Origin of the sequence: Bradyrhizobium sp., assembly GCF_049519115.1 — a bacterium.
In the GTDB taxonomy this organism is placed as follows: domain Bacteria; phylum Pseudomonadota; class Alphaproteobacteria; order Rhizobiales; family Xanthobacteraceae; genus Bradyrhizobium.
Map to the genome: position 1 here is coordinate 69,275 of NZ_JBEKRB010000034.1, position 26,640 is coordinate 95,914.

Sequence of the window (26,640 nt, forward strand, 5' to 3'; positions counted from 1 at the left end):
TCCGTTGTCAAACACTGCCGCCGAGATAAAGCCGCTTGACGATGTCATTGCCGCGCAATTCCTCGACATTGGCCGCGACCACGATCTCGCCGTGAACGATGATGTAGCCGCGATCGGCGATGCGGACCGCCTGGTTGAAGTTCTGCTCGGCCATCAGCACGGTTAAATCGAAACGCTCGCCAAGCTCGCCGATCTTGGTGATCATCTGCGAGACCAGAAGCGGTGATAATCCAACCGAAGGTTCGTCGATCAGCAAAAGCCGCGGCGATGACATCATGGCACGGGCAATCGCCAGCATCTGTTGCTGCCCGCCCGACATGGTACCGGCAAGTTGATTCGCGCGTTCCTTCAGCACCGGAAACGCGTCGAAGGCGAGCGCCAGATTACGTTGGATGTCGCGCCGCGCGGCGCGGCGAAAGGCGCCGAGCATGAGGTTTTCGGAAACCGTGAGCCGCGGAAACAGCCGCCGCCCCTCCGGCACCAGTGCTACGCCGAGATCGACGATCGACTCCGGCGACATCTTACCGAGATCGTGCGCGGTGCCGTCAAGGGTAAGCGAAACGCTGCCACGCCACGGCCGCACCAGGCCCATGATGCACTTCATCAGCGTGCTCTTGCCGTTGCCGTTGGTGCCGAGCAACGCCACGGTCTCGCCGGTCGCAACGTCGAGCGAGACGCCACGAAGCGCCTTGACCGCGCCGTAACCGGCATCGAGATCGCGGATCGCGAGGCTAAGTGCCAAGATAGGCCTCCTGCACCCGCGCGTTCGCCATGACGTCCGACGGCTTTCCGATCGCGATGATCTTGCCGGCATCCAGGCACATGATGCGCTCCGAGAACCGCATCACCGCCTGCATGATGTGTTCAATCATGATGATGGTGATGGATTCACCGGCGAGCTTGATCAGAAGGTCGAGCACCTCGTCGACCTCCGAGCCGGAAAGCCCGGCCATCGCCTCGTCCGAGATCAGAAGCTTCGGGCGCGTCGCCATCGCACGCGCCAATTCCATCTTGCGCAGCTCGACCTGGCTTAAGCCCGTGACCCGAGCGTCCGCCTTCGCCGCAAGGCCCATCTGTTGAAGGATAACCATCGCGCTGTCGCGATGATCGTCGGCCGACAGGCGAAGATGCGTTGCGCTCGTGAAGTCGGCGGCAACCATCAGATTCTCGATCACCGTCATGCTTCGAAACGGGCGCGGAATCTGGAAGCTGCGCGCAATGCCGCGTCGCGTCCGCACATGCGGCGCCAGCCGCGTGATATCCTCGCCACCGAAGATCACGGTCGAGGGCTCGGTGCGAAAGGCGCCGGAAATGCAGTTGATCAGCGTGGTCTTGCCGGAGCCGTTGGGGCCGATCAGCCCGAAACGCTCGCCGGCCTTGATATCGACGCTGACATTGTCGAGCGCGGTAAAGCCGCCGAAGCGCTTGGTCAGCCCCTCGATCCGCAGCAACGGGAGTTCGGCAACGGGCGCGGACGTCATGTCTTGCCCTCGGCGCGGCGGCTCTTGCGAAAAAGCCCGATGATTCCCTCAGGCGCTGCGACCACGAACAGCACCAGCATGACGCCGAGCACGAGCACGTTGACTTCCGAGGAGATGGTGACGGCTAGAAGCTGCTGCGTAACGCCGAGCACGATGGCGCCGATCACCGGCCCGATCCAGTGCGACGTGCCGCCAATCAGCGCCATCGCCAGCACCGAGACCGAGTAGTTCAGATTGAAAGCCGATGCCGGGTCGGCATATTGTAGATACATCGCCGCCGGCGCCCCGGCCGCGCACATCAGCGCGCCGGAAATCACGCAGGCCACCATTTTCAGCCGCAGCGTCGGCACGCCGGTGCATTCGGCGGCGAGTTCGTCATCCCTCAGCGCCTGAAGGCCGCGGCCGATCCACGAATTCTGGATATAGCGGGCGACCGCGACCGCCAGAACGACGAGAATGGCCTGAACGAACACCAGCATCTGCACATAGCTGTGGAACGGTGCCGTCACGGGCGGCCGCTGGATCTGGATGCCGGCGGCACCGCCGAGAAACCGCCAGTTCGTCACCGTCGTCTCGATCACGATCGTCAGCGCAATCGTTGCGATCGAGAAGAAGATGCCCTGCATGCGCAGCGTCAAAAGACCGACCGCAAAACCGAGGAACGCTCCAACCAGAGCCGCGGCGGCGATCTGCACGAACAGCGGCGCGCCCGCCGCCTTGAACAACAGAATGCCGGTATAGACGCCGACGCCGAAAAACGCGCTGGTGCCGAAATTCACGTAGCCGGCATAGCCGCCGAGAACGCTCCAGGCTACCGACAGCACGATGAACTGCAGGATCACGTAGCCTGCAAAAAACGGATATTCGTTGGTGACGAGTTGCGTCGCCGCGAGTACGGCAACGAGAAACAACACGGCCGTGCCCCAGAAAGCGATGCCCCCGCGTTTCATCATCGCCTGCCCAACAGACCCTGCGGCCGGACGGCCAGAACGCCGAGCAGTAGCGCAAAGGAAATCGCCGGCGCCCAGGAGGCGCCGAACATCGTCAGCACGATGGTTTCGGAAACGCCGAGGATAATCGCAGCAATCAGCGTGCCGGTCATGCTGCCGAGCCCCGCCATCACCACGACGCAGAAGGTGCGCCCGATATAGGCGCGGTCGAGTGTCGGCTCGACCGGTGCCACGATGATGAGAAGCGCGCCGGCAATGCCGAGCACCGCGGTCGCAATTCCAAACGCCCATTGCTTGATGCGAACCGGGTTGGCACCCATCAGCCGCACCGCTTCTTCATCCTGCGCCACCGCACGGATCGCGCGCCCCATGAAGGTCCGCGACAGATAGGCCGCAAGCAGCACCGTCAGCCCGGTCGCGACCGCGAACGCCACCATCAGGCGAAGCGGAATCCGCATGTCGCCGAAGCGCCAGGACTTGCCGATGTAGGACGCGGTGACCGAACGCTGATCGACGCCGAAATGCAGGATGATCAGCACTTCGATGATGAAGGCGACGCCGAAGAAAAACGCGATGCCGCGCACGGCGGCATCGCTGCCGCGACGCTCAAAGGTCTCGTAATAAATCCGGTAGGCGACCAGCCCAAACACGAACAGAAGCGGCGTGATCAGAAGTCCAGCCACCAGCGGATCGATGTCGTAGCTGTCGTTGAGGAAATAAACCCCATAGGACGCCAGCACCAGAAAGGCCGGATGCGCGACATGGGGAACGTCGAGCAGGCCGAACGAGACCGACAGCCCGATGCTGACGGCTGCATAAAAGCAGCCGAGCAGCACGCCGGTCACCACCGCGTCGAGCAGCAGGTCCATCGAAAACAAATCGGCCCCCTTGACCCTTCTTAGCCCGCTCGCAAGAAGTTACTTACGCGCGGCCTCGAAAGGCGTGATGAATTCCCCGGACTTCAGTTTCTCCGGGAACAAGATCACCTGTTTGCCGGACTTCTTGAACTGGTCCATGTTCTTGTCGACGATGCCCTGGAACTGCGCCTGCAGCGTTGCCGTCACCTTGCGCTCGCCATCTGCGGCAAACGAGATCGGACCGACAATGGTCTGGACCTCGTTTTCATGCAGATATTTCGCGATCGCCTTCTGGTCGAGCGATCCGGTAGCCTTGACCGCGGCTTCGATCAGCTGGCCCTCGGCATAACCGAACGGCGCCAGATAGTAGCCGAGTGGATCGACCTTGGCCTCGATCGCGCGCTTCGAATAGGTTTCGAAGAACGCCTTGGTGCCGTCGTAATACATGCTGGGCTCGGGCAGCCAGGTGTTGAAGTTGACCACGCCGTTGACCAGCGAGCCGAGGTTCTCCATGACCGGGCCGAATTGCAGGCCGACCATGCCGCCGCCGAACAGTTTGACGTTATCGCCGATCCCGATCTCGTTGATGGCGCGCAGGATGCCGGCCGAGTCCGGCGGATAGGACGCGACATAGACGATGTCGGGCTTGGCGGCCTTGAGCGAGCGGATGATGCCGGAGAATTCAACCGTATTCGGCGGATAGGCCTGGTCGAACACGATCGGCATGTTGCGCTTGGTCGCGACTTCGCGCGCGGTCGTCGCCAGGTTTTGCGCGAACTCCTGGTCGGCGGTGAGCAACGCCACCGTCTTGCCGCCGGCCTTCTGGCCGATATCGAGAAACGCGCTCGCCCAGGAATCGGCGGGTCCCCATGGCGCCACGTTGAACCACATGTCGTGGCCGATCTTGCTGTTGATCTGGAACGAGAAGTTGCCGATCAGCACCATGGCGCGCTGCTTGACCAGCGGCATGATCGGCGCGGTCGGCACCGTCGCATAGGGAGAGAACAACAGATCGACCTTGTCGACATCGAGCAGCTTGGAATAGATCGCCGGCGTCTCAGAAGCGCTCGACTTGTCGTCGTAGACCACGAGTTCGACCTTACGGCCGAGCAGGCCGCCGCGCGCGTTGATGTCGTCACGCCATATCTCGGTGCCGAGCAGCGAGGCCTTGCCGCCACCAGCCAATCCGCCGGTCTGCGCCATCGACATGCCGATCTTGATCGGCGGCTGCTGGGCGTCCGCATTCGAGACGAGAGCCAGCCCCGCGATCGTCACTGCCGCGCCAAGAAGCGTTCTGCGTTTCATCGTTCCCTCCCCTTGTTCCTGTTCTTATATTTTCAGTTGCGCGCGCCGGTTTCTTCGGCCCCTGTCTGCGGACAACATCAAGATGTCACCCAAGGTTTAAGGCCGGGGCGCGCCCGGCCACAACCCGACTCTGGTCGCATAAGGTTACCCGCCAATGCGCGAGCCTTGGTCAAGCCGGCTGTTTCAGGATCGCGGCCGGATCGGCGCCGACGCGTCCGCCGGCCCGGTCAGCCGCGGTTTCGCGCGACAGGCGCATGTCGAACCGGATGCTAGGCACGCCTGGAATCGGGCATTCCGGATCCTTCGGATTGATATCGACCGCCAGATCGCCCGACGAACCGAACACGACGTCGTCGGCCAGATGCGGGTCGTCGCGCAGATAAAGCGCCGTCACCAGTTCGCGATAACCAGGCGCACCGACCAGGAAGTGAATATGCGCCGGCCGCATGCCATGACGTCGCTGTGCCGTGATCATCTCACCGACCGGCCCGTCCATCGGGATCGAATAGCCGAGCGGCTTCACCGTGCGCACCAGAAACAGCCCGTTGGCGTCGGTGGTGAAGATGCCGCGATAGTCGACTGACGTGGGATCTTCCTGAATGTCGTAAAGGCCGGTGGCGCTGGTCTGCCAGAGCGAGACGGTGGCGCCGGAAAGCGGCTTGCCGTTCACGTCGGTCACACGACCGTAAAGAATGACTTCGGTATCGGGCTCGGCATTCTTGGCAATCTGGCTGCCGGCGGCGAGATGCGGCGTGGTTTCGCGATAAAACGGGCCGAGAAGGCTCGTATTCGTCCCCTCTTCCAAGGCGGTCTCGTCATGCAGACCGTTGACCAGCGCCGACAGGCCGAGCGTATCCGACAACAGGATGAATTCCTGCCGCGCCGGCGTGCATATCTTCCCGACCGCGGTCATGAATGCGATGCCCTTGATCCATTCCGCCGGCGTCAAGTTCACGTCCTTGGCGAAAGCATGCAGATGCTTCACGGCCGAGGCCATAATCTCCTTCATCCGGGGATTGGGTGTTGAGGCCATCTGGTCAAGCACGGCTTGCGTGATGGTTTCCGGCGTCAACTCCTGCATAGAGACCTCCCTCGATCCATTGTTCTTGCCGATCCATGGCTTTGGCTATCCATGGCTTTTTTAATCTGGCGGCAGACTATCGCCCTCCGCCTGTGACCGCAAATGTCCCGGCTGGAAATCGCGGGGCTCGCCGGGCTAAATTTTCATCAGGTGATAGAAAAAATCAGTCGGTCTGGTCGCGGCGGACGCTGAGCGGGTGGGTTTGCGCGGTAGCCGTGGCAGTGCCGAACGACCTCGGCTGCGTTAATATCTCAGGCTGCAGGATCTGGTCGAGCTGCTCACGGGTCAAAAGCTTCCTGGCGAGCACCAGATCGTAAACGCTTTGATCGGTCAAAAGCGCCTGCTGCGCGATCTCGGTCGCATTGGCGTAGCCAATATAGGGATTGAGTGCGGTGACGATGCCGATCGAGCGCTCGACGCCGCGGCGCAGATGCTCGCGGTTGGCGGTGATGCCCTTCACACAGCGCTCGGCCAGTGTCAGGCAGCCGGCGCGCAGATGGTTGACGCTCTTGAAAAGGCTGTGCGCGATGATCGGCTCAAAGGCGTTGAGCTGCAACTGACCGGCCTCGGCGGCAAAACTCACCGTGACGTCGTTGCCGATGACTTCAAAGGCAATCTGGTTGATGACTTCGGGGATCACCGGATTGACCTTGCCCGGCATGATGCTCGAGCCGGCCTGCATCGGCGGCAGGTTGATCTCGTTCAGCCCGACGCGCGGGCCCGACGACAACAGACGCAGGTCGTTGCAGGTCTTCGACAGCTTGACCGCGACGCGTTTCAAGACACCGGACAACTGCACGAAGGCGCCGCAATCCTGCGTCGCCTCGATCAGGTTCGAGGCGGTGACCACGGGAACGCCGGTGACCTCGCGCAAATGCTGACAAACCAGACGCGCATAATCCGGGTGGGCATTGATGCCGGTGCCGATCGCGGTCGCGCCCATGTTGATCTCGCACACCAGAAGCACGGCTTCCTTCAGGCGCTGTTCGTCCTCGCCAAGCATCACCGCATAGGTCGAGAACTCCTGACCGAGCGTCATCGGGACGGCATCCTGCAACTGGGTGCGGCCCATCTTGATGATGTCCTTGAACTCCTCGGACTTTGCTTCGAACGCCTGGCGCAGCACAGCCATGGCTTCGACCAGGCGCATGATGCCGGAATAGGCCGCGAGCTTCAGCGCCGTCGGATAGACGTCGTTGGTGCTCTGGCTCATGTTGACCTGCTCGTTGGGGTGCAGAAACTTGTAGTCGCCCCTCTGCCGGCCGAGCAATTCCAGCGCCCGATTGGCGATCACCTCGTTGGCATTCATGTTGGTCGAGGTGCCGGCACCGCCCTGAATGACGTCGACCACGAATTGCTCGTGCAGCCGTCCCGCCCTGATTTCCTCGGCAGCAGCGACGATGGCATCGGCCCGCGTCGCATCGAGCAGGCCGAGGTCGCGGTTGCTTCGCGCCGCCGCGATTTTGATCGAGGCCAGCGCGGCAATCAGGTCGGGATAGATCGAGATCGGCGTTGCCGTGATCGGAAAATTCTCCACCGCCCTCAAGGTGTGGACGCCGTAATAGGCCTCTGCGGGAACGTCCCGGTCACCCAGCAGATCGTGTTCGCGTCGCATGCTCATGGAGGCCTCAATCGGTTGCGCCAGTGTGGCGGTTCAGAAGTGCGCATCATTGTGCCGCGGGGATCCGCATGCGGACTTCTGAACCAAAGCCACAATAGATCAACAGGCTTGCTCGTGTCCTTTCGATTCCAAGGTTCGAAACGCGGCTCGGTAAATGATACGAACTTCGGAATCGGGACACTGGCGAGCGCGATCAAAACAGGGTGCGGCCTGTTTTCCAAGCCGGGAGTTGCTACGTTCTGGTAGTTTGATTTTAACCTTCGCTTTTTGGTTGCAGGTGGGCGCGGCGAAGGTCGAATCACCCGCCGCAAGACCGCGATTTTCGCCCCTATCGGCCGCTTTTGGGCTTGTTTAATCGCTGCTAACGCGCTGCGAGGGTTATGTTTAAACCATCCTTTAGATGTGAGAGCTACGCTCTCATGACAATTGCCCTGATCCAAAACTCCTAACCTGAAATTAACAAACAAGCTTCCACGACTTAAACCGCGGCGATCAGGGGCGGGTGGACCGATGGAATGACCAGCGCGCCCGACGAGATCGACTTCGATTACGCGACGACACTTGCGGATCGGGCCAACGGCTTCATGGCGCAGCACCGCGTGCCGCCGACGCCGGATAATTTTTCCGTCTGGTTCTACTACACGATGGGCGGCTCGCTCACGCTGAAAAAAACCATCGACATCCTGATCGCGAACAAGCGCAAGTTCGATTCCGTCGTCAATCGCGATCTCTACGTCACCTATATCAAACCACAGCAAGATCTCAGCGCCGTCGAGGAATTCCCCGAGCAGATGCGCGGCGTGATCGCCAGCGCACAGGATTTCCTGGCGACCGCGATTTCCGACAATCGTTCGCAGATGGAAAGCCTGGGCGAAGTCAGATCGGAGTGTCAGACCACGGCCGATCCGCGGCCGATCATCGAAAAGCTCCTGAAAGAGCTGTCGAACGCGACGTCGCGTTCCTCGGCGCTCGAGGCGAATTTCCTCAGCACCACGAAAGACCTCGATGAGATCAAGGACTCGCTGAAACTCGCCGAGCAGCACTCCAACACCGACCCGCTTACCGGGCTCGCCAACCGCCGTTCGCTCGAGGCCTTTCTGCGCACGGCCCAGATCACGGCGATGGAGGCGGGAACGCCGCTCAGCATCCTGATGATCGATATCGACCACTTCAAGAAGTTCAACGACAGCTACGGCCATCAGGTCGGCGACCAGGTTCTTCGGCTGGTCGCCAGGGTCCTGAAGGAGAGCGTGCGCGATTGCGATCTCGCCGCGCGCTACGGCGGCGAAGAACTGATCGCGGTGCTGCCGGCGGCAACCCTCGATGCCTGCGCCGAGGTCGCCGAGCGGGTCCGTAGCCGCATCGGCGAGGCGCGGTTGACCCGCCGTGCCACGGGCGAGGAAATATCGAGCGTCACGGTTTCGATCGGCGTGGCGCAATTCCGAATGGCCGAGTCGGCCGAGGGCATGATCGAGCGGTGTGATCGCGCGCTCTATCAGGCCAAGCGGTCGGGCCGCAATTGCACGATCAAGGAAGCCTCGGTTGACGAAGAGATCGCGGCCTGAGTCTCAGCCCTCGCGCCGGCGCGCATCGCTTCAGATCGCCGCCGCGACCTTCTCCAATCCGATCAGGCGAGCCAGCGAGCGCACCTCGCGCTTCTGGTCTTCGCGCAACTGAAACAAGAGCGGCATCGCCGCCGATTTCAATTGCTGGACTTCCGCCGCTTCAGGGTCGATCGGCACCGCGGCGGCATTAGCAGGGTCGGCCTGCCGCGCGGCGTGAATCTTGCGGGCCACCGCGCGCAACGCGTTCTCCACGCCTGGCCAATAATATTCCTGGGATGGCGACAGTTTCAGCCGTTCCTTGATGCCGGCGATCTGCGCATCGCTCAACAAAGCGTAGGATTTCTGGACCGGCGGTTTGGCGATCACCTTTGGTTTCGACGCTGCCGGATCGGTTACCTTGAGCCCCTCGATTTCGACCGATGGCGTCGCTGCAAACGCTTGCCGCAACGGTTCGTTCGAGATCGGCTCGGTCCGCGCGGGCTCGCCCTCGACGGAATCGGACGTGACTTCGGGTGTGACTGCGGCGACCGTCAGCCTGTCGCCCTTGCTGTCGCGGTTGGGTACGACCTGTTGCAACATGGCGGACGGCTCCATTGCGGCCCCCGCCGCGGGCACACTCTCACGGCCCAGAATGGCGGCTGCGGCCGCGCCGACGACCAGAAAGCCGGTCAGGGCACTAATGGTGATGGCTTTCGACAGGCTATTCTCCATCTGCGAACGACTTGATTTGCGAGCGACTCGATTTACGAAAGACTTGGACCTGACATTCACGGCGGGTCTAGCCGCGTATCGGTCTCATTTTCCCGACGACGGGGGAGGAAATAAGGCCTAACCGTGCCACCGGGGTGACGGTCTGCCCCCGGCGGCAGATCAAAGGATCAGGCAGCTGCGACGATATCGGAGGCCTCCCACAGCGCATCGGGCGCCACCGCCTGCCAGGTGATGGTCCAGTTTCCGCCCCTGGTCGAGCGGGGCATGCCGACGACGTCGAATTTCACATGGCGGCAGAGCGGATGACGCTCAAGAGCGTAAGCGACCCGGCGCTTGATCTCGTCGATGGTGGCCGGTGTCTTTTCAAAAAGCGTCTCGAAATCCATGTCACTCCACCCGCAACTGCCACTTCGCCTGCCCGCGCAACCGTGCGGCGGACGGCCCTCGACATGAATCTTGCGGGAGCGTGGTTAATGGCCGGTTAAATGGCCGAGGATCGAATTTCTAGGCCGCGATGGCTCGCATCGGCTGATCCGATTTGAGGCGGCTTCGGCGGCAACGCTAGAGCCCGATCGGTTCCGACGGAATCATAACCGGGCTCCGCTCTTTTGTTTTGACGCGTTTTCTACCGCAGATAAGTCTACGCAATCTGCGTAAACTTGCTATGCGAACCGGTTCCCACCCCCGGATCAAGTCCGAGGGCATGCTTCGCTCGAAAACGTTATGGAAGCGTTACAGCGGCGGGTCGACGGCCTCGTCATATTCTTTTTTGAAGCGCGCGATCAGTTCAGCGGCCGGCAAGATCTCATCGAGGCTGCCGATGCCCTGACCTGAGCCCCAGATTTCCTTCCAGGCTTTCGGTCTGACGCGCTCGCCGGAATCGTCGGTCCCGAAACTCATCTTCGAGGCATCCGATTGCGGTAGATTTTCCGGGTCCATGCCGGCGGCCATGATCGACGGCTTCAAGTAGTTGCCGTGCACGCCGGTGAAGAGGTTGGAATAAACGATATCTTCCGCACCCGACGAGGTGATCATCTCCTTGTAGCGCTCGACGGCGTTCGCCTCTTTGGTGGCGATGAAGGCCGAGCCGATATAGGCGAAGTCCGCGCCCAACAGACGCGCTGCGCGAATCGCGCGGCCATTGGCGATGGCGCCCGACAACGCGACCGGACCGTCGAACCATCGCCGCGTCTCCGCCATGAAGGCGAACGGCGAAATCACGCCGGCATGACCGCCGGCGCCGGCCGCGACGAGGATCAGGCCATCGGCGCCCTTCTCGATCGCCTTGTGGGCGAATTTCTGGTTGATCACATCGTGAAACAGGATGCCGCCCCAGCGATGCGCGGCCTGGTTGACCTCCTCGCGCGCGCCCAGCGACGTGATGATGATCGGCACTTTGTGCTTCTCGCAGAGCGCCAGATCCTGTTCGAGGCGGTTGTTCGACCGGTGCACGATCTGGTTGACGGCAAACGGCGCCGACGGCCGCTCCGGATGGGCCGCATCATAGGCGGCAAGCTCCGTACGGATCCGCGTCAGCCACTCGTCGAGCAATTCGGGCGGACGCGCGTTCAGCGCCGGAAATGCACCGACGATCCCGGCCTTGCATTGGGCAATCACGAGATCGGGCACCGAGACGATGAACAGCGGCGCCCCGATCGCGGGAAGCGAGAGACGGCCCTTGAACAAAGCAGGCATCGACATCGGTGAAATCCTTGTATTCCGAGTGACGGAAAATCCGTCTAGCGGCCAAAAAGGATGCCAGACATCATCTCAAGAAAGCAATCGCGCTTCATAAAAAGAAAACCCGCTACTGACACAACGCGCGGGTGACAAAATTATCGGTTCGGCAGTCATCCGGCTTGCGCGCCCGGCCCGGGATCAGCACTTTTGCCGAACAGGCTTCCACCGAATCCGTCGACAGGCTTTTACCTTCCTTGAGGCCCTTGGCCTGGCAGAGCTTGTCGGCCGCCGCCTTGCAATCGGAGGCGCCGTTGGCCGACACCGGACATTTGATGCGGCCCTCGGCCATGGAAGACGGCGTAGTCAGGCGCGATAGGCTTTCGCTGGCATTCTTGGCCGCGTCCTTGGCGCGGGCGTTGAAATCGTCGAGCGTCTCGCCTGTGCTTTTCAGCGTCGGCAGGATCGACAGGGATTTTTCCAGCATCTTGCCCATTTCGTTGAACAGACCCGGATTTTCCGCAGCCGCCGGCGGTGCCGGAGCTCCATTTGGCGGCGGCCCTCCCGGTTGCGGCGCGTTCTGCTCCGGGGATGGCGGCGGGGCGGGCGGCGGAGCCGCCGTCTGGGGCCAGCCGGCGGTGGCGATCATCCACACCGATGTGGCTACCGCGATCCTTGCGAGAAGCGGACGCGGCAAAGCCCGGAAGAGACCGGATCGATCACGCATGGAGACAGGATAGCCCACGATAGCGGTGCGGCAAGGATTCAGATCAGCTTGATGGCGATGACGAAGCCACTGGCGAGCAGGATCACGAACGCCGTCAACCACAGGCCCAGGCGCTTTTCGATTTCGGCGCGGATCACATCGCCATAGCGGTTGAGCACAACCGCAACGATGAAGAAGCGGCCGCCCCTGGCGATGATCGAGCACAGGATGAACAGCCAGATGTTGTAACCGGCAAAGCCCGAGGTGATGGTGACGAGCTTGTAGGGGATCGGCGTCAACCCCTTCAGCAGGATGATGACGCTGCCCCATTCGGCATAAGAGGCGCGAAAGGCTTCGACCTTGTCGCCGAGATGATAAAGATTGATCAGCCAATTCCCGACCGAGTCATAGAGGAGCGCTCCGATGGCATAGCCGAGCACACCACCGGCAACGGAGGCAACCGTGCAAAGCGTCGCAAACAGCCATGCACGGGCCGGCCGCGCCAATGACATCGGCAGCAGCATGATATCGGGCGGAATTGGAAAGAAGGAGCTTTCCGCGAAAGCCACCGCGCCCAGGATCCAGAGGGCATGGGGCTTGTCGGCGGCGGCGATGCACCAATCGTAGATACGTCTGAGCATGCCGCGATGAACCATCTAGCGGTCTATTTGTCCATGCTGGAAAAGCGAGGAATTAGTGGCGCTTGCGTAAGGATCGGGCCTCGAGCGCGACAATTGGCCGCCGGGACGAGGGAACCTTGACCGGTGTCTTCGGCATCTTCTCGGCAATGCCAAGCAGATGCTCGCGCTGCTCCATCTCGCGCCACACATCTTCGGGACGCACGCCGGCCGCCGCCCACAGCACCGTCAGATTATAAAGGAGGTCGGCGCTCTCGCGGATGACGGCATCGGTCTTGCCATTGACGGCATCGATGACGACTTCGATGGCTTCTTCGGCGAGCTTCTTGGCCATCTTTTCGGGGCCGCGCTGAAACAGCCGGGCCGTCCGCGAGACCGAGGGATCGAGATCCTTGGCCGCGATGACCGCCTGATAAAGCCGTTCGAGCGAATCACTCATGCGTCTTAAGATAATCCAAACGCCCCGCCGGCGTGTTAACGGCCTCACAATTGCGGGAAAACCACCGGCCACGGTGACCAGCGGCTTAACTCGGTCGTGAGATTTTAAGGCGCGGCAAAACAGCAGGCGGCGTGATGAGGCGGCATCTGTATCTTGCAGGGGCAAGCCATATCGGCTTCGATCGGCCGCGTCACGGCCGTAATATTACGGTCGGAGCGCTTATCCCGCAGATGTGAAGACCTCGCGGCCAACGCAGCCTCTCGCGACTAGTACCGCCCATTTGAATAGCACGAAGTTCGGAAAGCGGGCACTAGTCGGTAACCATCGCCGCTCATCTGCGGTTAAGGTTGGCCTCGGCAGAATGAAACGAAGGCCGGAAAAGGTGTCATGAAACCGACATATCCGGCGCAACAGCTGGCTTCCAATGCGCGTCATTCAGACCCTTTTTGCCTGTTGGCTTTCGGCAGTCTGTCTTGCCGGCCTGGGCGCGGATGCCGCAGAGAGCCCTCATCCGCTCGCGGTCGCGCTTGCGTTCGATCGCCCGATCAACGCCAGCTCGGCCCCGCTCGTCGTCGCCATGACCGACGGCCTGTTTTCTTCGGAAGGATTGGCTGTCACCTCCCGCATTGCCGCCGGATCGCCTGAGGCGATCGCGCGGGTCGCCTCCGGGGCGAGCGAATTCGCTGTCGTCGACATCAACGCACTAATTCGTTTCCGCAGCCAGGCATCATCGCCAGTCAAGGCGGTGTTCGTGCTGTTCAACAAGGCGCCCTATGCCATCGTCGCCCGCAAGAGCCGGGGCATCCATGTGCTCCCGGACATCGAGGGCAAGACGCTCGGCATCGCCGACGGCGACCTGTCGGCCGGGCTGTGGCCGGCGCTGGCGCGCCAGAACGGAATCAATCTCGATCACGTCAAGCAAAGCCCGATCAGTGCCGCGGTGCGTGAGCCGATGCTGTCGGCGGGTCAGCTCGACGCCGTCACCGGATTTTCCTACCAGTCCGCCGTGAATTTGAGGGATCGCGGCGTTCCCGCCGACGACCTCGCGGTGCTGCGGTTTGCCGATTATGGCTGCGAGGCCTACGGCTTTGCGGTGATCGTCAACCCGGAATTCGCCGCCAAACGGCCGGACGCCGTGAGGGGCTTTGTCCGCGCCCTGATTGCCGGCACCAACCTGACCATCCGCGACGAAGGCCATGCGGTCGACCAGGTTCTCACCCGGATGGAGGAAGGCTCGCGCGAACTGGAGCTGGAACGGCTGCACGCAGTCGTCCGCGACAACATCCTGACCGACGAAGTCAATCGCAACGGCCTCGGCGGCGTCGATCCGGTTCGACTCGAACACGCGATCAATCAGGTCGGCGAAGGCTTCCATTTCGAAAAGCATCCCACCGCCACGGATATTTTCGACGACCGCTTCTTACCCGCACGCGCCGATCGTCTGATCAACTGAGCAAAAGCTTCCTAGTGGAGTGGATTTGACATTCGCTACCCACCTGGCCGCAGACCTCGAAAGCGAATGCCAAATCAAAAACTCCACTAGAGAAACCTAAGTTTGCTAGTGGTCCTCTGATTCTAACATTCGCAAGAGTGGCCGCTGAGAAGGAATGCGAATGTTAGAATCGGATCACTAGGAGACTATATCTTCGCGCTGCTCCCGGATTAAGATACGCCGGTCGGACGATCGTCATCGTCGCTCGCCTGGTGCTCAAATCGGATGTCCCTGCCCCGCCTTTATCTGCGCGTGCTCCAACTGCTCGGCAAGGAAGCGCGGCTTGGCTGGATCCTGGCCGGCGCCAACCTGTTGCTTGCGGCCGCCCAGTTCGCCGAGCCGGTGCTGTTCGGCAAAATCGTCGATACGCTCTCCGGCAAGCCGGCCGGCGGCACATTGGGCTCGTCCCCGGCCTGGCCTATGCTGCTGGCCTGGGCCGCCTTCGGCCTGTTCACGATCCTGTGCGGCGCCTGGGTCGCGCTGCACGCCGACCGGCTGGCGCATCGCCAGCGTCAGGCGGTGCTGACGAACTATTTCGAACATATCATGCAGCTGCCGCTCACCTACCACACCGGCACCCATTCGGGCCGGCTGATGAAGGTGATGATCAACGGCACCGACGCGCTGTGGCGGCTGTGGCTCGGGTTTTTCCGCGAGCATTTCGCCGCGATCATGTCGCTGGTCGTGCTGCTGCCGCTGGCGTTTTACATCAACTGGCGGCTGGCGATCCTTCTGTTCGGGCTCTGCGTGGTGTTCACCGTCCTGACGACGATGGTGGTACGCAAGACCTACGGCATGCAGAGCGAGGTCGAGACCTATTACGGCGATCTTTCGGCGCGCGCTTCCGACGCGCTCGGCAACGTCGCACTGGTGCAGAGCTTCGTGCGGGTCGATGCCGAGGTGCAGGGCGTGCGCTTCGTCGTCGATAAATTGCTGGCGGCGCAGATGCCGGTGTTGTCGTGGTGGGCGCTGGTCACCGTGATCACGAAGGCCTCGACCACGATCACGATTCTCGCGATCTTCACCGTCGGCATCGTGCTGCACGAACGCGGCCAGACTTCAGTCGGCGAGATCGTGATGTTCGTCTCCTTCGCCACCATGCTGATCCAGAAGCTCGAACAGGTCGTCAGCTTCATCAACAGCGTCTTCATGGAGGCGCCGCGCCTTGCGGAATTCTTCCATGTGCTCGATGCGGTGCCCGCCGTTCGCGACCGGCCGGATGCGATCGACACCGGACGGCTGTCGGGCCTGGTCGAATTCAACGACGTTTCGTTCTCCTATGACGGCAAGCGGCCGGCGGTCGAAGACCTTTCTTTCGCCGCGCTGCCCGGCCAGACCATCGCGCTGGTCGGCCCGACCGGCGCCGGCAAATCGACCGCGATCGCGCTGTTGCATCGCGCCTTCGATCCGCAGTCCGGCTTCATCAAGATCGACGGCATGGACGTCCGCGGCCTGACGCTGACGGCGTTGCGGCGAAACATCGGCGTCGTGTTTCAGGAAGCGCTGTTGTTCGACCGGACGATCGCCGACAATTTAAGGGTCGGCAAGCCGGACGCCACAGACGAAGAATTGCGGCTGGCCGCTGCCCGCGCGCAGGCGCTCGAATTCATCGAACGCAGCGAGCGCGGCTTCGACACCAATGCCGGCGAGCGCGGCCGAATGCTGTCCGGCGGTGAGCGGCAACGGCTGTCGATTGCACGCGCGCTCTTGAAGGATCCGCCGATCCTGATTCTTGACGAGGCGACCAGCGCGCTCGATGCCGTCACCGAGGCCAAGGTCAACGCAGCGCTGGACGAGGTGATGAAGGGACGGACCACCTTCGTGATCGCCCACCGCCTCTCGACCATCCGCAGCGCCACGCTCATCCTGGTATTTGACGGCGGACGCGTGATCGAAAGCGGAACTTTCGAGGAACTTGTCGCGAAAGGCGGCCGTTTTGCTGAACTGGCGAGGGCTCAGTTCATGGTGCAAGAGAGCGCTCGCGCGACCCTCAAGGCGCCGTGAAAACACCTCACGCCGGAGTCAATATTAAAGTACCGTCGAAATTCGGCCTCGTTCGCCGTTGAATTAGTTATTGAGCCCCCGCAGCGAGCCGGTATAGGTTGGCGGCTGCCGCCGGACACGCTTGAAACCCTGACGTCACATCGCGAAGGCCTCCTTTCTGAAGGCGGGTCTCAAAGGACCGGAATCGGATAGTGCAATTTCATCGCCCGTCGCTTTTCAAATCACCGCTGCGTTTGATCGCTGTTGTATCGGCCTTCACGCTTGCCGCCATCGGCGTGGCGAACGCAGAAGCTCTGCTGCTCGTCGAAGCCGAAAGCGGCAAGGTGCTGCAAGCGGAGAATGCGACCAATCCCTGGTATCCGGCCTCGGTCACCAAGCTGATGACGGCCTATGTGACGCTGAAGGCGATCAAGGAAGGACGCATCACCCTCGATACGCTGTTCACGGTATCTCCGACGGCGTCCTCGCAGTCACCTTCGAAAATGGGATTCCGGCCGGGCACGCAAGTAACAGTCGATAATGCGCTCAAGATGATGCTGGTGAAGTCGGCCAACGACATGGCCGTGGTTCTGGCCGAAGGCGTCGGCGGCTCGATCGATGGCTTTTCCGAGCTGATGAACCAGAACGCGCAGCGGCTCGGCATGACGCAGACGAGTTACGTCAATCCGAACGGCCTGCCGGCCGATGGCCAGATCACCTCGGCGCGGGATCTTGCGATCCTGGCCCGCGCAATCATCCACGATCTGCCGGAATATGAATATTTCGTCCACATTCCCTCGATCCGTTACGGCCGCAGGATCACCCAGAATTTCAACAAGCTGATCGGACGCTATCCCGGCGCCGACGGCTTCAAGACCGGTTTCATCTGCGCGGCCGGCTATAACCTCGTGGCCTCCGCGACTCGCGACGGCAAGCGGCTGATTGCGGTCGTGCTCGGCGCTTCGTCCGGCCAGGCGCGCGCGGTCAAGGCCGTCCAGATGCTGGAACGCGGCTTCTCCAACGATACGCTGTCGTGGCTGAAACCTTCGCTCGGCACTGTGGATAATCTCGTGCCGATCGATGCCTCGCCGCCGAACCTGCGCGACGAGATGTGCAGCGGCAAGCGGCACAAGCCGGCGAGCGACGAAGACGAGGACGCGACAATCAGCAGCGCCGCTCCCGGCAGTTCCCCGGCACTCGCCTTCTTCGCGACCGGTGGGCAGGGGCCAGCCATGAAGCCGTCGGAATTGCTGGCGGCTGCGCCCGCGGTCTCCGAGCCGATCCCCGTCTATACCGGACCGACCCGCACCGGGCCGGCCCTGATCGCAGCGGTGGCGGCCGACGCCGCCGAGGAAGCGGTCGCAGCGAAGCATCGCGGAAAGAAGACGCATGTTGCGGCCAAAAGGCCCCCCGAGGCCGGTGCCGACGACGCCAGCAAGCCGGCGAAGCATGCCAATGCGGCAGCCAAGACCGCTGACAAGCCGGCTATGGCCGACAAGTCGGCCAAGCCCAAGACGGTCGCCAAACCGGCCAAACCCAAGCCTGACGCCAAGAGCAGCTAAGCGGCTGGTTCAACGCCCCTTCTTTCAGGGCCGGCAACTTTTTTGTGACCCGTCCCGTTCGGTGTGACGGCGGCTTGCCATCGGCGGCGGCAACGCTCAATATTGCCCAAAAACCAAGATGACCCGTCACAATGAGCGGGCACAATCCTAGGGAAGCGAAGCGAGAGGGGAAGTGACATGGAGCGCATCTGGCTCAAACAATATCCGGCCGGCGTGCCCGCCGATATCGATGTGACCCAATATTCATCCCTGGTTGAATTATTGGAAGAAAGCTTTGCGAAGTTCAGGGAGCGCAAGGCCTTCATCTGCATGGACAAGTCCATCACCTACCGCGACCTCGACGAGATGTCGCTGGCGCTTGGCGCTTATCTCCAGAGCAAGGGTTTGCAAAAGGGCGCCCGCGTCGCGTTGATGATGCCGAACGTGCTGCAATATCCGATTGCGACCGCCGCCGTGCTGCGCGCGGGCTATGCGGCCGTCAACGTCAATCCGCTGTATACGCCGCGCGAGCTCGAACATCAGCTGAAGGATTCCGGCGCCGAAGCCATCATCGTGCTGGAGAATTTCGCCACCACCGTGCAGCAGGTGATGGGCAAGACCCAGCTCAAGCATGTCATCGTCGGCAGCATGGGCGACCTGCTTGGCCTCAAGGGCGTGCTGGTCAATCTCGTGGTGCGACGGGTAAAAAAGATGGTGCCGCCCTATTCGATTCCCGGCGCCGTTTCTTTCAACGATGCGGTCGCCGCGGGCCGGACCATGACGTTCCAGAAACCCAGGCTGATGCCCGACGACGTTGCCTTCCTGCAATATACCGGCGGCACCACCGGCGTCTCCAAGGGAGCGACGCTGCTCCACCGTAACATCCTCGCCAACGTTCTGCAGAACGATGCCTGGTTGCAGCCGGCGTTGAAAAAGCCACCGCATGTCGATCAGCTCTTCATTGTCTGCGCGTTACCGCTCTATCACATCTTCGCGCTGACGGCCTGTTACCTGCTGGCGATGCGCGCCGGCGGCGTCAACCTGTTGATACCCAATCCGCGCGACATGGCAGGCTTCATCAAGGAACTGTCGAAATATCAGATCAACAGCTTCCCGGCCGTCAACACGCTTTACAATGGGCTTTTGAATACGCCGGGCTTTGACAAGATCGACTTCTCCAAACTCAAGACCTCGTTCGGTGGCGGCATGGCGACCCAGAAACCCGTCGCCGACAAATGGCTGGCAGTGACCGGCTGCGCACTGTCGGAAGGATACGGTCTGTCGGAGACTTCGCCGACGCTGACCTGTAATCCGGCCGACGGCGACCGCTTCACCGGCTCGATCGGCCTTCCCGTTCCCTCCACCTGGCTATCGATCCGCGACGACGACGGCAACGAAGTGCCGCTCGGCCAGCCGGGTGAAATCTGCGCCCGGGGGCCACAGGTAATGGCCGGTTACTGGAACAGGCCCGACGAGACCGCCAAGGTGATGACGGCAGACGGCTATTTTCGCACCGGCGACATCGGCGTGATGAGCGCTGACGGGACCACCAAGATCGTCGACCGCAAGAAGGATATGATCCTCGTCTCCGGTTTCAACGTCTATCCGAACGAGATCGAGGAAGTGATCGCAAGCCATCCGGGTGTTCTGGAATGCGCCGTGATCGGTGTGCAGGACGCCAAGTCCGGCGAAGCGGTCAAGGCTTTTGTCGTCAAGAAGGACCCGAGCCTCACCGCCGAGGACGTGATCAAGTTCTGCGCCACGCAGCTCACCGGCTACAAGGTGCCGAAACAGATCGAGTTCAGAACCGCACTTCCGAAGACCAATGTCGGCAAGATCCTGCGCCGCGAACTGCGTGAGGAGACCAAGGCCGCGGCGGCTTAAGGAAGAAGGTCTGCTTTTTGGGCGATGAGCGGTGTTCCCGCGTTTGAACCAGACGACGTCCTAGCGTTCTGGCGTTCAGCCGGAGATGAGCGCTGGTGCAAGCGGGACGATGCCTTCGACGCCAGCGTGCGCGAGCGATTTCTCGCTTTGTGGCACAAGGCTGTCGCAGGCGAGTTGTCTTCCTGGGAGACGACGGATGACGGCGCGCTGGCGCTGGTCATCCTGCTCGATCAATTCCCGCGCAACATGTTTCGCGGCGACCCCAGAGCCTTTTCTAGCGACGCTCAGGCACTTGAGGTCGCGCATCGCGCGCTCGCCCGCGGCGCCGACGAACGCATTGAAGCTCCTCTCCTGCAATTTCTGTATTTGCCATTCATGCATTCGGAAGATCTGGCCGACCAGTTGCGCTGCGTCGAACTGTTCCGCACCACCGCCGATACGGAAAACCTCCGCTATGCCAAGGAACATGCCGATATTATCCGCAGGTTCGGGCGCTTTCCGCATCGAAACCGCGTTCTTGGCCGCACCACGACGCCCGCGGAGCAGGTCTTTCTCGACGGCGGCGGGTTTTCCGGCTAAGGCGATGACGGAACGGTGAACGGGCCAGCCTGTTGCCGTTTCGGTGGGCTTACGAATATTGTGCCGCGAAATACGCCGGTCTAACAACACCCGCACCATTTGAGGAGAAGTGACGATGACGATCAAAGTTGGCGACAAGCTGCCCGAGGCCAAGTTTCGCGTGATGACGGCGGATGGCGTTCAGGTCAGGGGCACCGACGACATCTTCAAGGGCAAGAAGGTCGCGCTGTTCGCCGTACCCGGCGCCTATACCGGCACCTGCCACAAGACGCATCTGCCGAGCATTTTCCTGAACGCCTATGCCATCAAGGACAAGGGCGTGAACACGATCGCAATCGTGTCCGTCAACGACGCCTTCGTGATGAACGCCTGGAAGCGCGACACCGACGAGCGCGACGAAGCCATTTTCCTCGCCGACGGCAATGCCGAGTTCACCAAGGCGATCGGCATGGAGCTGGATGCTTCCGGCAACGGGCTCGGCATTCGCTCCAAGCGCTACTCGATGGTGGTGGAAGACGGCGTGGTCAAGAAATTCAACCTCGAGCCCGCGCCCGGCAAGGTCGAGGTTTCCGGCGGCGACACGCTGTTGGGACAGCTCTAATTTTCTTCCGCCATTCCGGGATGGTGCGCTAGCACCAGACCCGGAATGACGACATCCCCACCCCTTCGATTTGTCATCGCCACGGCGTCGCGCGCCAGTTGACCAGCGCGCTCGGTCTCGTCGTGACCGGCGGAGCACTGCCGCCGCGCCGTCGTCCCGGTGCGGGCTTTATGACAGCCCGCGAGAGCGCGACGCGTTGAGCGCGTCACACAACCTCCGCAAACCTGTGGCGACTTATCGCCAATTGCGCTTTTGACGATGGGGCTCGCCATGACGCTGGAAACCTGGTTTCGCACGATAGGTCTTGACGCGGAAGCGACCAATTACGCGGGCAGGTTTAACCAGGCCGCGATACCTGGCGACGAGACGCAACTGCTGGATCTCGGACTGACGCGGGATGATCTGCGCCAGATGGGAGTGAAGGCCGGTCACTTCCAGACGATCCTCGACGGCATCGGAAACATCGAACGAGACGGCACGAACCTGGCCGACGATCGCAAGGATTTCGTCAGGCGAATGTTCGCGGTTGCGATCAGCGTTGGCTTTGCCGGGCGGCTCGTCCAGATGAACTGGATCAAGGGATCGCAGTTCGTCTGGCCCACCGCCACCGAGTGGATCGTGTTGCTTCGCCTGGTCGTCGGAATTCTCGTCGTGGTCAGCGGATGGGAGTGGTACCACCGCGACATCAGGGTCCGCCCGCTGAAACACCCCTGGCGCTTCTACATCGACATCGCCGTCGTGATCACGACGATATTGTTCCTGTTTGCCTCGGACAAGGAAGAAGTCTGGCTGTCTTCGCTGGTCCTGATTTTCGCCCTGTACCTTTTGTGGGATGCTGTTTCGGCACTGGAATTCAGAACCACGGCTGCGCAAGCTCAGATATGGTCCGCGTTCGCCACGAATGCCATTTGGTTTGGGTTTTCATCTTCATGCTCATCAAGAGAAGCAACAAGCCCATCGCAACCTGTCTTTTTGTCCTTTTGGCAACGCTTCTATTGCGCGCTTCGAGCGGATTCAGAATCCCGCCGGCGCTTTCGCTCCGGGGCGTTTTGATCAGGTTGATTTTCGTTCTTGGGTTGGCAGGCCTCTACCATTTCGTCGTTCCGTATTACTGGCCCTAGGCATCAAACGTCGTCGTCCGCGATTTTTAGCAGTTACCCCTTCAGCCGCGCCATCGCCACGCCGTCACGCGCCAGTTGATCGGCGCGCTCGTTTTCGTCGTGACCGGCATGGCCCTTGACCCAGTGCCAGCGCACCTCGTGCGGCTTCAAGGCTTCATCGAGGCGCTGCCACAGCTCCGCATTCTTGACCGGCTTCTTGTCGGCGGTGCGCCAGCCGTTCTTTTTCCAGCCATGGATCCAGCCGGTGATGCCCTGGCGGACATACTGGCTGTCGGTGTAGAGGTCGACCGAACAGGGTTTTTTCAGCGCTTCCAGCGCCGAGATTGCCGCCATCAACTCCATGCGGTTGTTGGTGGTGTGGGCCTCGCCGCCCTTCATCTCTTTTTCGACGTCGCCGAATTTGAGAATGGCGCCCCAGCCGCCCGGGCCCGGATTACCCGAGCAGGCGCCGTCTGTGTGGATGATGACGGAGGGAAGCGAACTCACCTTATATTCCCTTAAGCGAGAACGCCGTAGTCGCGGATCGAGGATACGCTTTGATGAAAGCGCAGCTTGCGGACGTATTCGAGCGGATCCTTGGGCCGCACCAGCGCGCCCTTCGGCACGTTGAGAAAATCGACCAGACGCGTCAGCAGAAAGCGCAGCGCCGAGCCGCGCGCCAGCAGCGGCAGCGCATCCTCTTCGTCCTTTGACAGTGGCCGCTCGCGGCCATAGGCCGACAGCAGCGCGCGCGCCTTGGTGACGTTGAACGAGCAATCGCTCTCGAAGCACCAGGCATTGAGACAAATCGCGACGTCATAGGCGAGCATGTCGGTGCAGGCGAAAGTGAAGTCGATGATGCCGGAGACGCGATCATCGAGAAAAAACACATTGTCGGGAAACAAATCCGCATGAATGACGCCGACGGGCAGATGCTTCGGCCAGATATTGCTTTCGAGATAATCAAGTTCGTCCGACAGAAATGCCCGCAAGTTTGGCTGGACCTCGTCGGCGCGAGGCGCGGCCTGTTCGAACAGCGGCCGCCAGCCCGAAACCGACAGCGCGTTGGCGCGCGACATCTTAAAATCGGCGTCCGCCAGATGCATTTCGGCCAGGGCCTTGCCGACGCCGGCGCAATGGACGGCGTTGGGCTTGTGCGGCCAGATGCCTTCGAGAAACGTGATGATCGCCGCCGGCCGGCCGGCCAAGGTGCGCAGCGCCTCGCCGCTTTTGTCCTGCACTGGCTGCGGGCAATTGACCCCGCGCGAAGCGAGATGCGTCATCAGCTCAAGAAAAAACGGCAGGTCGCCCTTAGCGACCCGCTTTTCATAGAGCGTCAGGATGAAAGAACCCGACGTCGTGTGCAGCAGGAAGTTGGAATTCTCAACGCCCTCGGCGATGCCCTTGTAGGACAAGAGATCGCCGATCTCGTAGTTTTTCAGGAAGTCCGCAAGCTCGTCGGCGGCGACGTCGGTGTAGACCGCCATGAGCGATACCCTGATTTAAGGTTATTCGGCCGCGTCGGGCCGCAGCGAACGCGGCAGCGGGAAGAACTCGTTTTCTTCCGCGGCCGACACCGTTTCCACGTGCAGTTCGTACCGCTCGGCGAAGGCGCCCATGATCTCCTCGACGATCACCTCCGGCGCGGAAGCGCCCGCCGTGATGCCGAGGCTCTTGATGCCTTCGAATCTCGACCAGTCGAGGTCACCGGCACGTTGCGCCAGGATTGCGATCGCGCAGCCTTCGCGCTCGGCGACTTCGCGCAGGCGCTGTGAATTCGAGGAGTTCGGCGCACCGACCACGATCAAGGCATCGACCACAGGCGCGACCTTCTTCACCGCCAACTGGCGGTTGGTGGTGGCGTAGCAGATGTCTTCCTTGTGGGGGCCCGAGATGTTCGGAAACCGCCCCTTCAGGATCGCGACGATTCCCGCGGTGTCGTCGATCGACAGCGTGGTCTGGGTCACAAAAGCGAGATTGTTGGGATCTTTCGGTGTGAAGGTCGCCGCATCTTCCGCAGTCTCAATCAGCGTCACCGCACCTTGCGGCAATTGCCCGAGCGTGCCGACCACCTCCGGGTGATGGGAATGCCCGATCAGGAGGATTTCGCGGCCACGCTTGAAATGGATCGCCGCCTCCCGGTGCACCTTGGTGACCAGCGGACAGGTCGCATCCAGCGAAAAGAAATTGCGGGCCCGGGCGTCGGCCGGGACCGACTTCGGAACCCCGTGGGCCGAGAACACCACCGGCGCGTTGGTGTTGTCGGGAATTTCGGCCAGTTCCTCGACGAAAATGGCGCCTTTAGTCCTCAGGCTGTCCACCACGTAGCGGTTGTGGACGATCTCGTGGCGGACATAGACCGGGGCGCCATAGATCGTGAGCGCCCGCTCGACGGTATCGATGGCCCGCACCACGCCGGCACAGAAGCCGCGTGGAGAACAAAGCACGATTTTCAGGGGTGGTTTGGCTGGCATTAGGCGGCCTCGGACCGGATCGGCCCCGAGCCTTAACCATGGCCGAAAGGGTCGCGGAACGGTCGATTCAAAGGGAAATCTAACCAAGGACTTGGGACGGCTTTTGGGCGCTGTCAAGAGCAACCCATTGCGCTCGTAGCCCGGGAGAGCATATAAGGACCCTAATTCCCGTCATCGTTGATGACTATGGCTTCGCCTCCCGGAGGTGGGCGAAGCGCAAAGGAGATTTGCCATGAGCAATGCACCGCTGATGCCGAAGGCAACTGCCGTGTGGCTGGTCGATAATACCGCCCTGACCTTCGATCAGGTGGCGGATTTCACCAAAATGCACCCGCTCGAGGTCCGCGCCATCGCCGACGGCGACGCCGCCCAGGGCATCAAAGGCATGGACCCGATTTCGACCGGGCAGCTGACCCGCGACGAAATCGAAAAGGGCGAAGGCGACCCGAACTACCGGCTGAGAATTGCCGAGAGCAAGGTGACGTTGCCGCCCCAGGCCAAGAAAAAGGGCCCGCGCTACACCCCCGTATCGCGCCGTCACGAGCGGCCGAGCGCGATCCTGTGGCTGGTGCGCAACCATCCCGAATTGAAGGACGCACAGATCATGCGTCTGGTCGGCACCACCAAGACCACGATCGCGAGCGTCCGCGACCGCACCCACTGGAATGCCTCGACCCTGACCCCGATGGATCCGGTGACGCTCGGCCTCTGCTCGCAGATCGAACTCGATTTCGAGGTGCAGCGCGCGGCCAAGGAGAAGCCGACCGACATCGGCCATGGCGGCCCGACGCTGCTGCCGGCCTCCGAGACCACACGCAAGGAGCCGGAGTACGAGCCGACGGAGAAACAACGCGACGACCTCAACGTCGACGCGGTCTTCGCCAAGCTCAAGACCATCGGCGGCAAGAAGCCGGACGAGGAATAGCGTTCGTTCCAACATCGATGTCGTCCCTGCGAAAGCAGGGACCCATAACCACAGACCTCCGTTGTTGGGCGAAAGCCTCCGACAAGCGTCTCTCAACACAACCGACACGGCGGCGCGACGAGCGCAGGTGCTCACGCAGGGGTCCCTGCTCCTGTGCGCAATTGCGCACTAGGCAGGGACGACCGCGATCGGCTATTTCAAACACACCTTCTCCTCCTCGCGGCGCGTTGCGCCCGAGTCGTGCATGAAACCTTGGTGCCCCGAAATCAGAGGGCGCAGGGAATGCCGGGCGCCCGTTGCGCCCGCAGATGGGGTAACGGGCCTCTTGGCCCAGCGGGCGGTCGTCCCTCACATGATGGTGTGACGGAGTCGAGGATTGACCTCGCTCCAAGCATCAAGGAGACGACCATGGAGCATCATGCCGGAATCGATGTGTCATTGGAATGCTCAAGGCGTGTGTGTTGTGGACGGGAGCGGCAAGATTGTTCGCGAGACGAAGGTCGAGAGCGAGCCGGCGGCGTTGATCGGGTGGCTTGGTTCCCTAGGCTTTCGGCTTGGGCGGATCGGGTTGGAAACGTGCGTGATGCGTTCAAGGCGATGCCGGTGAAGTCGGACCGCAACGACGCCCGAGGGATCGCGCAATTGATGCGGCTTGGCTGGTTCCGGCCGGTGCACTGCAAGTCGATGGCTGCACAGGAAGTGCGGGCCATACTGACGGCGCGCAAGCTGGTACAGAGCAAGCTTCTCGACGTCGAGAACAGCCTGCGCGGGATTTTGCGTGGCTTTGGGTTGAAGGTCGGCAAGACGACGCGGAAGAACTTTGCCGAGCGGATCAAGGAGTTGGTCAAGGGTCACCCGAACCTAAAGACAATCGGCGAGGCCCTGCTCTCGGTGCGCGCCGTGTTACTGGGTGAGTTCCACACGTTTGAGAAAAGGGTGCGCGCGATGTCGTGTTTGAATGCAAACGCCAGGCTGTTGATGTCGACCCCGGGGGTAGGACAGATCGTGGCGCTGACCTATGCTTCTGCTA

At 61.6% G+C, this 26,640-nt stretch carries 27 protein-coding genes; 10 read left to right on the forward strand and 17 right to left on the reverse strand.

The features are described from left to right. Window positions 1-7: 7 nt before the first annotated feature. The 7 genes from ABSE61_RS23365 to aspA form a co-directional block, all read right to left on the reverse strand. Window positions 8-742, reverse strand: coding sequence for an ABC transporter ATP-binding protein (locus ABSE61_RS23365; protein ID WP_423873503.1), 735 nt, complete (start codon window positions 740-742; stop codon window positions 8-10). Then, window positions 732-1,481, reverse strand: coding sequence for an ABC transporter ATP-binding protein (locus ABSE61_RS23370; protein WP_423873504.1), 750 nt, complete (start codon window positions 1,479-1,481; stop codon window positions 732-734). The genes ABSE61_RS23365 and ABSE61_RS23370 overlap by 11 nt, the downstream gene beginning before the upstream one ends. Then, on the reverse strand, window positions 1,478-2,434 hold the full coding sequence (locus ABSE61_RS23375; RefSeq protein WP_423873505.1) for a branched-chain amino acid ABC transporter permease: 957 nt from the start codon (window positions 2,432-2,434) through the stop codon (window positions 1,478-1,480). Before ABSE61_RS23375 ends, ABSE61_RS23370 begins: the two co-directional genes overlap by 4 nt. After that, complete coding sequence (locus ABSE61_RS23380) at window positions 2,431-3,300, reverse strand: branched-chain amino acid ABC transporter permease (RefSeq protein WP_423873531.1); 870 nt, start codon at window positions 3,298-3,300, stop codon at window positions 2,431-2,433. Before ABSE61_RS23380 ends, ABSE61_RS23375 begins: the two co-directional genes overlap by 4 nt. Before the next feature lie 48 nt (window positions 3,301-3,348). After that, the gene (locus ABSE61_RS23385; RefSeq protein ID WP_423873506.1) at window positions 3,349-4,593 is read right to left on the reverse strand and encodes an amino acid ABC transporter substrate-binding protein; all 1,245 of its coding nucleotides are present in this window, start codon (window positions 4,591-4,593) and stop codon (window positions 3,349-3,351) included. Window positions 4,594-4,762: 169 nt separating this feature from the next. Further along, window positions 4,763-5,674 (reverse strand): dioxygenase family protein, encoded by a 912-nt coding sequence (locus ABSE61_RS23390; RefSeq protein WP_423873507.1) that lies wholly within the window; start codon window positions 5,672-5,674, stop codon window positions 4,763-4,765. A 163-nt stretch (window positions 5,675-5,837) separates the two neighbouring features. Further along, entirely contained in the window at window positions 5,838-7,295 is a 1,458-nt protein-coding gene (gene aspA / locus ABSE61_RS23395; protein ID WP_423873508.1) for an aspartate ammonia-lyase, read from the reverse strand. A gap of 584 nt (window positions 7,296-7,879) precedes the next feature. Between aspA and ABSE61_RS23400 the strand changes: the two genes are divergently transcribed. Then, complete coding sequence (locus ABSE61_RS23400) at window positions 7,880-8,860, forward strand: GGDEF domain-containing protein (RefSeq protein WP_423873532.1); 981 nt, start codon at window positions 7,880-7,882, stop codon at window positions 8,858-8,860. A 30-nt stretch (window positions 8,861-8,890) separates the two neighbouring features. Here ABSE61_RS23400 and ABSE61_RS23405 read toward each other — a convergent pair whose 3' ends face one another. The 6 genes from ABSE61_RS23405 to hisE all read right to left on the reverse strand — a co-directional run bounded on the left by ABSE61_RS23405 (window position 8,891) and on the right by hisE (window position 13,031). Further along, window positions 8,891-9,559, reverse strand: coding sequence for a hypothetical protein (locus ABSE61_RS23405; protein ID WP_423873533.1), 669 nt, complete (start codon window positions 9,557-9,559; stop codon window positions 8,891-8,893). A 179-nt stretch (window positions 9,560-9,738) separates the two neighbouring features. After that, on the reverse strand, window positions 9,739-9,957 hold the full coding sequence (locus ABSE61_RS23410; protein ID WP_423873509.1) for a hypothetical protein: 219 nt from the start codon (window positions 9,955-9,957) through the stop codon (window positions 9,739-9,741). 346 nt (window positions 9,958-10,303) lie between these two features. After that, window positions 10,304-11,272, reverse strand: coding sequence for an NAD(P)H-dependent flavin oxidoreductase (locus ABSE61_RS23415; RefSeq protein WP_423873510.1), 969 nt, complete (start codon window positions 11,270-11,272; stop codon window positions 10,304-10,306). Window positions 11,273-11,378: 106 nt separating this feature from the next. After that, window positions 11,379-11,975: a hypothetical protein gene (locus ABSE61_RS23420; RefSeq protein WP_423873511.1), complete on the reverse strand. Its 597-nt coding sequence runs from the start codon at window positions 11,973-11,975 to the stop codon at window positions 11,379-11,381. Between the two features lie 38 nt (window positions 11,976-12,013). Beyond that, the gene (locus ABSE61_RS23425) at window positions 12,014-12,595 is read right to left on the reverse strand and encodes a YqaA family protein (RefSeq protein WP_423873512.1); all 582 of its coding nucleotides are present in this window, start codon (window positions 12,593-12,595) and stop codon (window positions 12,014-12,016) included. Between the two features lie 52 nt (window positions 12,596-12,647). Continuing rightward, entirely contained in the window at window positions 12,648-13,031 is a 384-nt protein-coding gene (hisE, locus tag ABSE61_RS23430; protein WP_423873513.1) for a phosphoribosyl-ATP diphosphatase, read from the reverse strand. 424 nt (window positions 13,032-13,455) lie between these two features. On the opposite strand from hisE, the gene ABSE61_RS23435 reads away from it, so the two are divergent. The 6 genes from ABSE61_RS23435 (at window position 13,456) to ABSE61_RS23460 (ending at window position 21,111) form a co-directional block, all read left to right on the forward strand. Then, entirely contained in the window at window positions 13,456-14,484 is a 1,029-nt protein-coding gene (locus ABSE61_RS23435; protein ID WP_423873514.1) for an ABC transporter substrate-binding protein, read from the forward strand. Window positions 14,485-14,748: 264 nt separating this feature from the next. Beyond that, on the forward strand, window positions 14,749-16,527 hold the full coding sequence (locus ABSE61_RS23440; RefSeq protein WP_423873515.1) for a glucan ABC transporter ATP-binding protein/ permease: 1,779 nt from the start codon (window positions 14,749-14,751) through the stop codon (window positions 16,525-16,527). 191 nt (window positions 16,528-16,718) lie between these two features. Further along, a complete protein-coding gene (locus ABSE61_RS23445; RefSeq protein ID WP_423873516.1) occupies window positions 16,719-18,068 on the forward strand; it encodes a D-alanyl-D-alanine carboxypeptidase family protein in 1,350 nt (449 codons plus the stop codon). A gap of 177 nt (window positions 18,069-18,245) precedes the next feature. After that, window positions 18,246-19,931, forward strand: coding sequence for a long-chain fatty acid--CoA ligase (locus tag ABSE61_RS23450; protein WP_423873517.1), 1,686 nt, complete (start codon window positions 18,246-18,248; stop codon window positions 19,929-19,931). 24 nt (window positions 19,932-19,955) lie between these two features. After that, entirely contained in the window at window positions 19,956-20,510 is a 555-nt protein-coding gene (locus tag ABSE61_RS23455) for a DUF924 family protein (protein ID WP_423873518.1), read from the forward strand. 115 nt (window positions 20,511-20,625) lie between these two features. Next, window positions 20,626-21,111 (forward strand): peroxiredoxin, encoded by a 486-nt coding sequence (locus ABSE61_RS23460; protein WP_423873519.1) that lies wholly within the window; start codon window positions 20,626-20,628, stop codon window positions 21,109-21,111. On the opposite strand, the gene ABSE61_RS23465 is transcribed toward ABSE61_RS23460, so the two are convergent. Further along, on the reverse strand, window positions 21,108-21,320 hold the full coding sequence (locus tag ABSE61_RS23465) for a hypothetical protein (RefSeq protein ID WP_423873520.1): 213 nt from the start codon (window positions 21,318-21,320) through the stop codon (window positions 21,108-21,110). The two genes, ABSE61_RS23460 and ABSE61_RS23465, sit on opposite strands and share 4 nt — an antisense overlap. Before the next feature lie 61 nt (window positions 21,321-21,381). Here ABSE61_RS23465 and ABSE61_RS23470 point away from each other — a divergent pair, with 61 nt between their 5' ends. Further along, a complete protein-coding gene (locus ABSE61_RS23470) occupies window positions 21,382-22,164 on the forward strand; it encodes an SAM domain-containing protein (RefSeq protein ID WP_423873521.1) in 783 nt (260 codons plus the stop codon). A gap of 101 nt (window positions 22,165-22,265) precedes the next feature. Here ABSE61_RS23470 and rnhA read toward each other — a convergent pair whose 3' ends face one another. From rnhA to ispH, 3 genes are read right to left on the reverse strand one after another with little or no spacing between them, the layout of a single operon-like run. After that, window positions 22,266-22,718, reverse strand: coding sequence for a ribonuclease HI (rnhA, locus tag ABSE61_RS23475; RefSeq protein ID WP_423873522.1), 453 nt, complete (start codon window positions 22,716-22,718; stop codon window positions 22,266-22,268). Between the two features lie 11 nt (window positions 22,719-22,729). Beyond that, window positions 22,730-23,698: a homoserine kinase gene (locus ABSE61_RS23480; RefSeq protein ID WP_423873523.1), complete on the reverse strand. Its 969-nt coding sequence runs from the start codon at window positions 23,696-23,698 to the stop codon at window positions 22,730-22,732. Between the two features lie 21 nt (window positions 23,699-23,719). Continuing rightward, window positions 23,720-24,685, reverse strand: a complete 966-nt coding sequence (gene ispH / locus ABSE61_RS23485; RefSeq protein ID WP_423873524.1) for a 4-hydroxy-3-methylbut-2-enyl diphosphate reductase — start codon at window positions 24,683-24,685, stop codon at window positions 23,720-23,722. A 232-nt stretch (window positions 24,686-24,917) separates the two neighbouring features. Here ispH and ABSE61_RS23490 point away from each other — a divergent pair, with 232 nt between their 5' ends. Continuing rightward, window positions 24,918-25,610 carry a DUF1013 domain-containing protein gene (locus ABSE61_RS23490; RefSeq protein WP_423873525.1) on the forward strand — a complete coding sequence of 231 codons (693 nt, stop codon included), beginning with the start codon at window positions 24,918-24,920 and terminating at the stop codon, window positions 25,608-25,610. Window positions 25,611-26,186: 576 nt separating this feature from the next. After that, window positions 26,187-26,640 (forward strand): transposase (locus ABSE61_RS23495; RefSeq protein WP_490338376.1); only part of this gene is annotated, 454 nt, incomplete at its 3' end.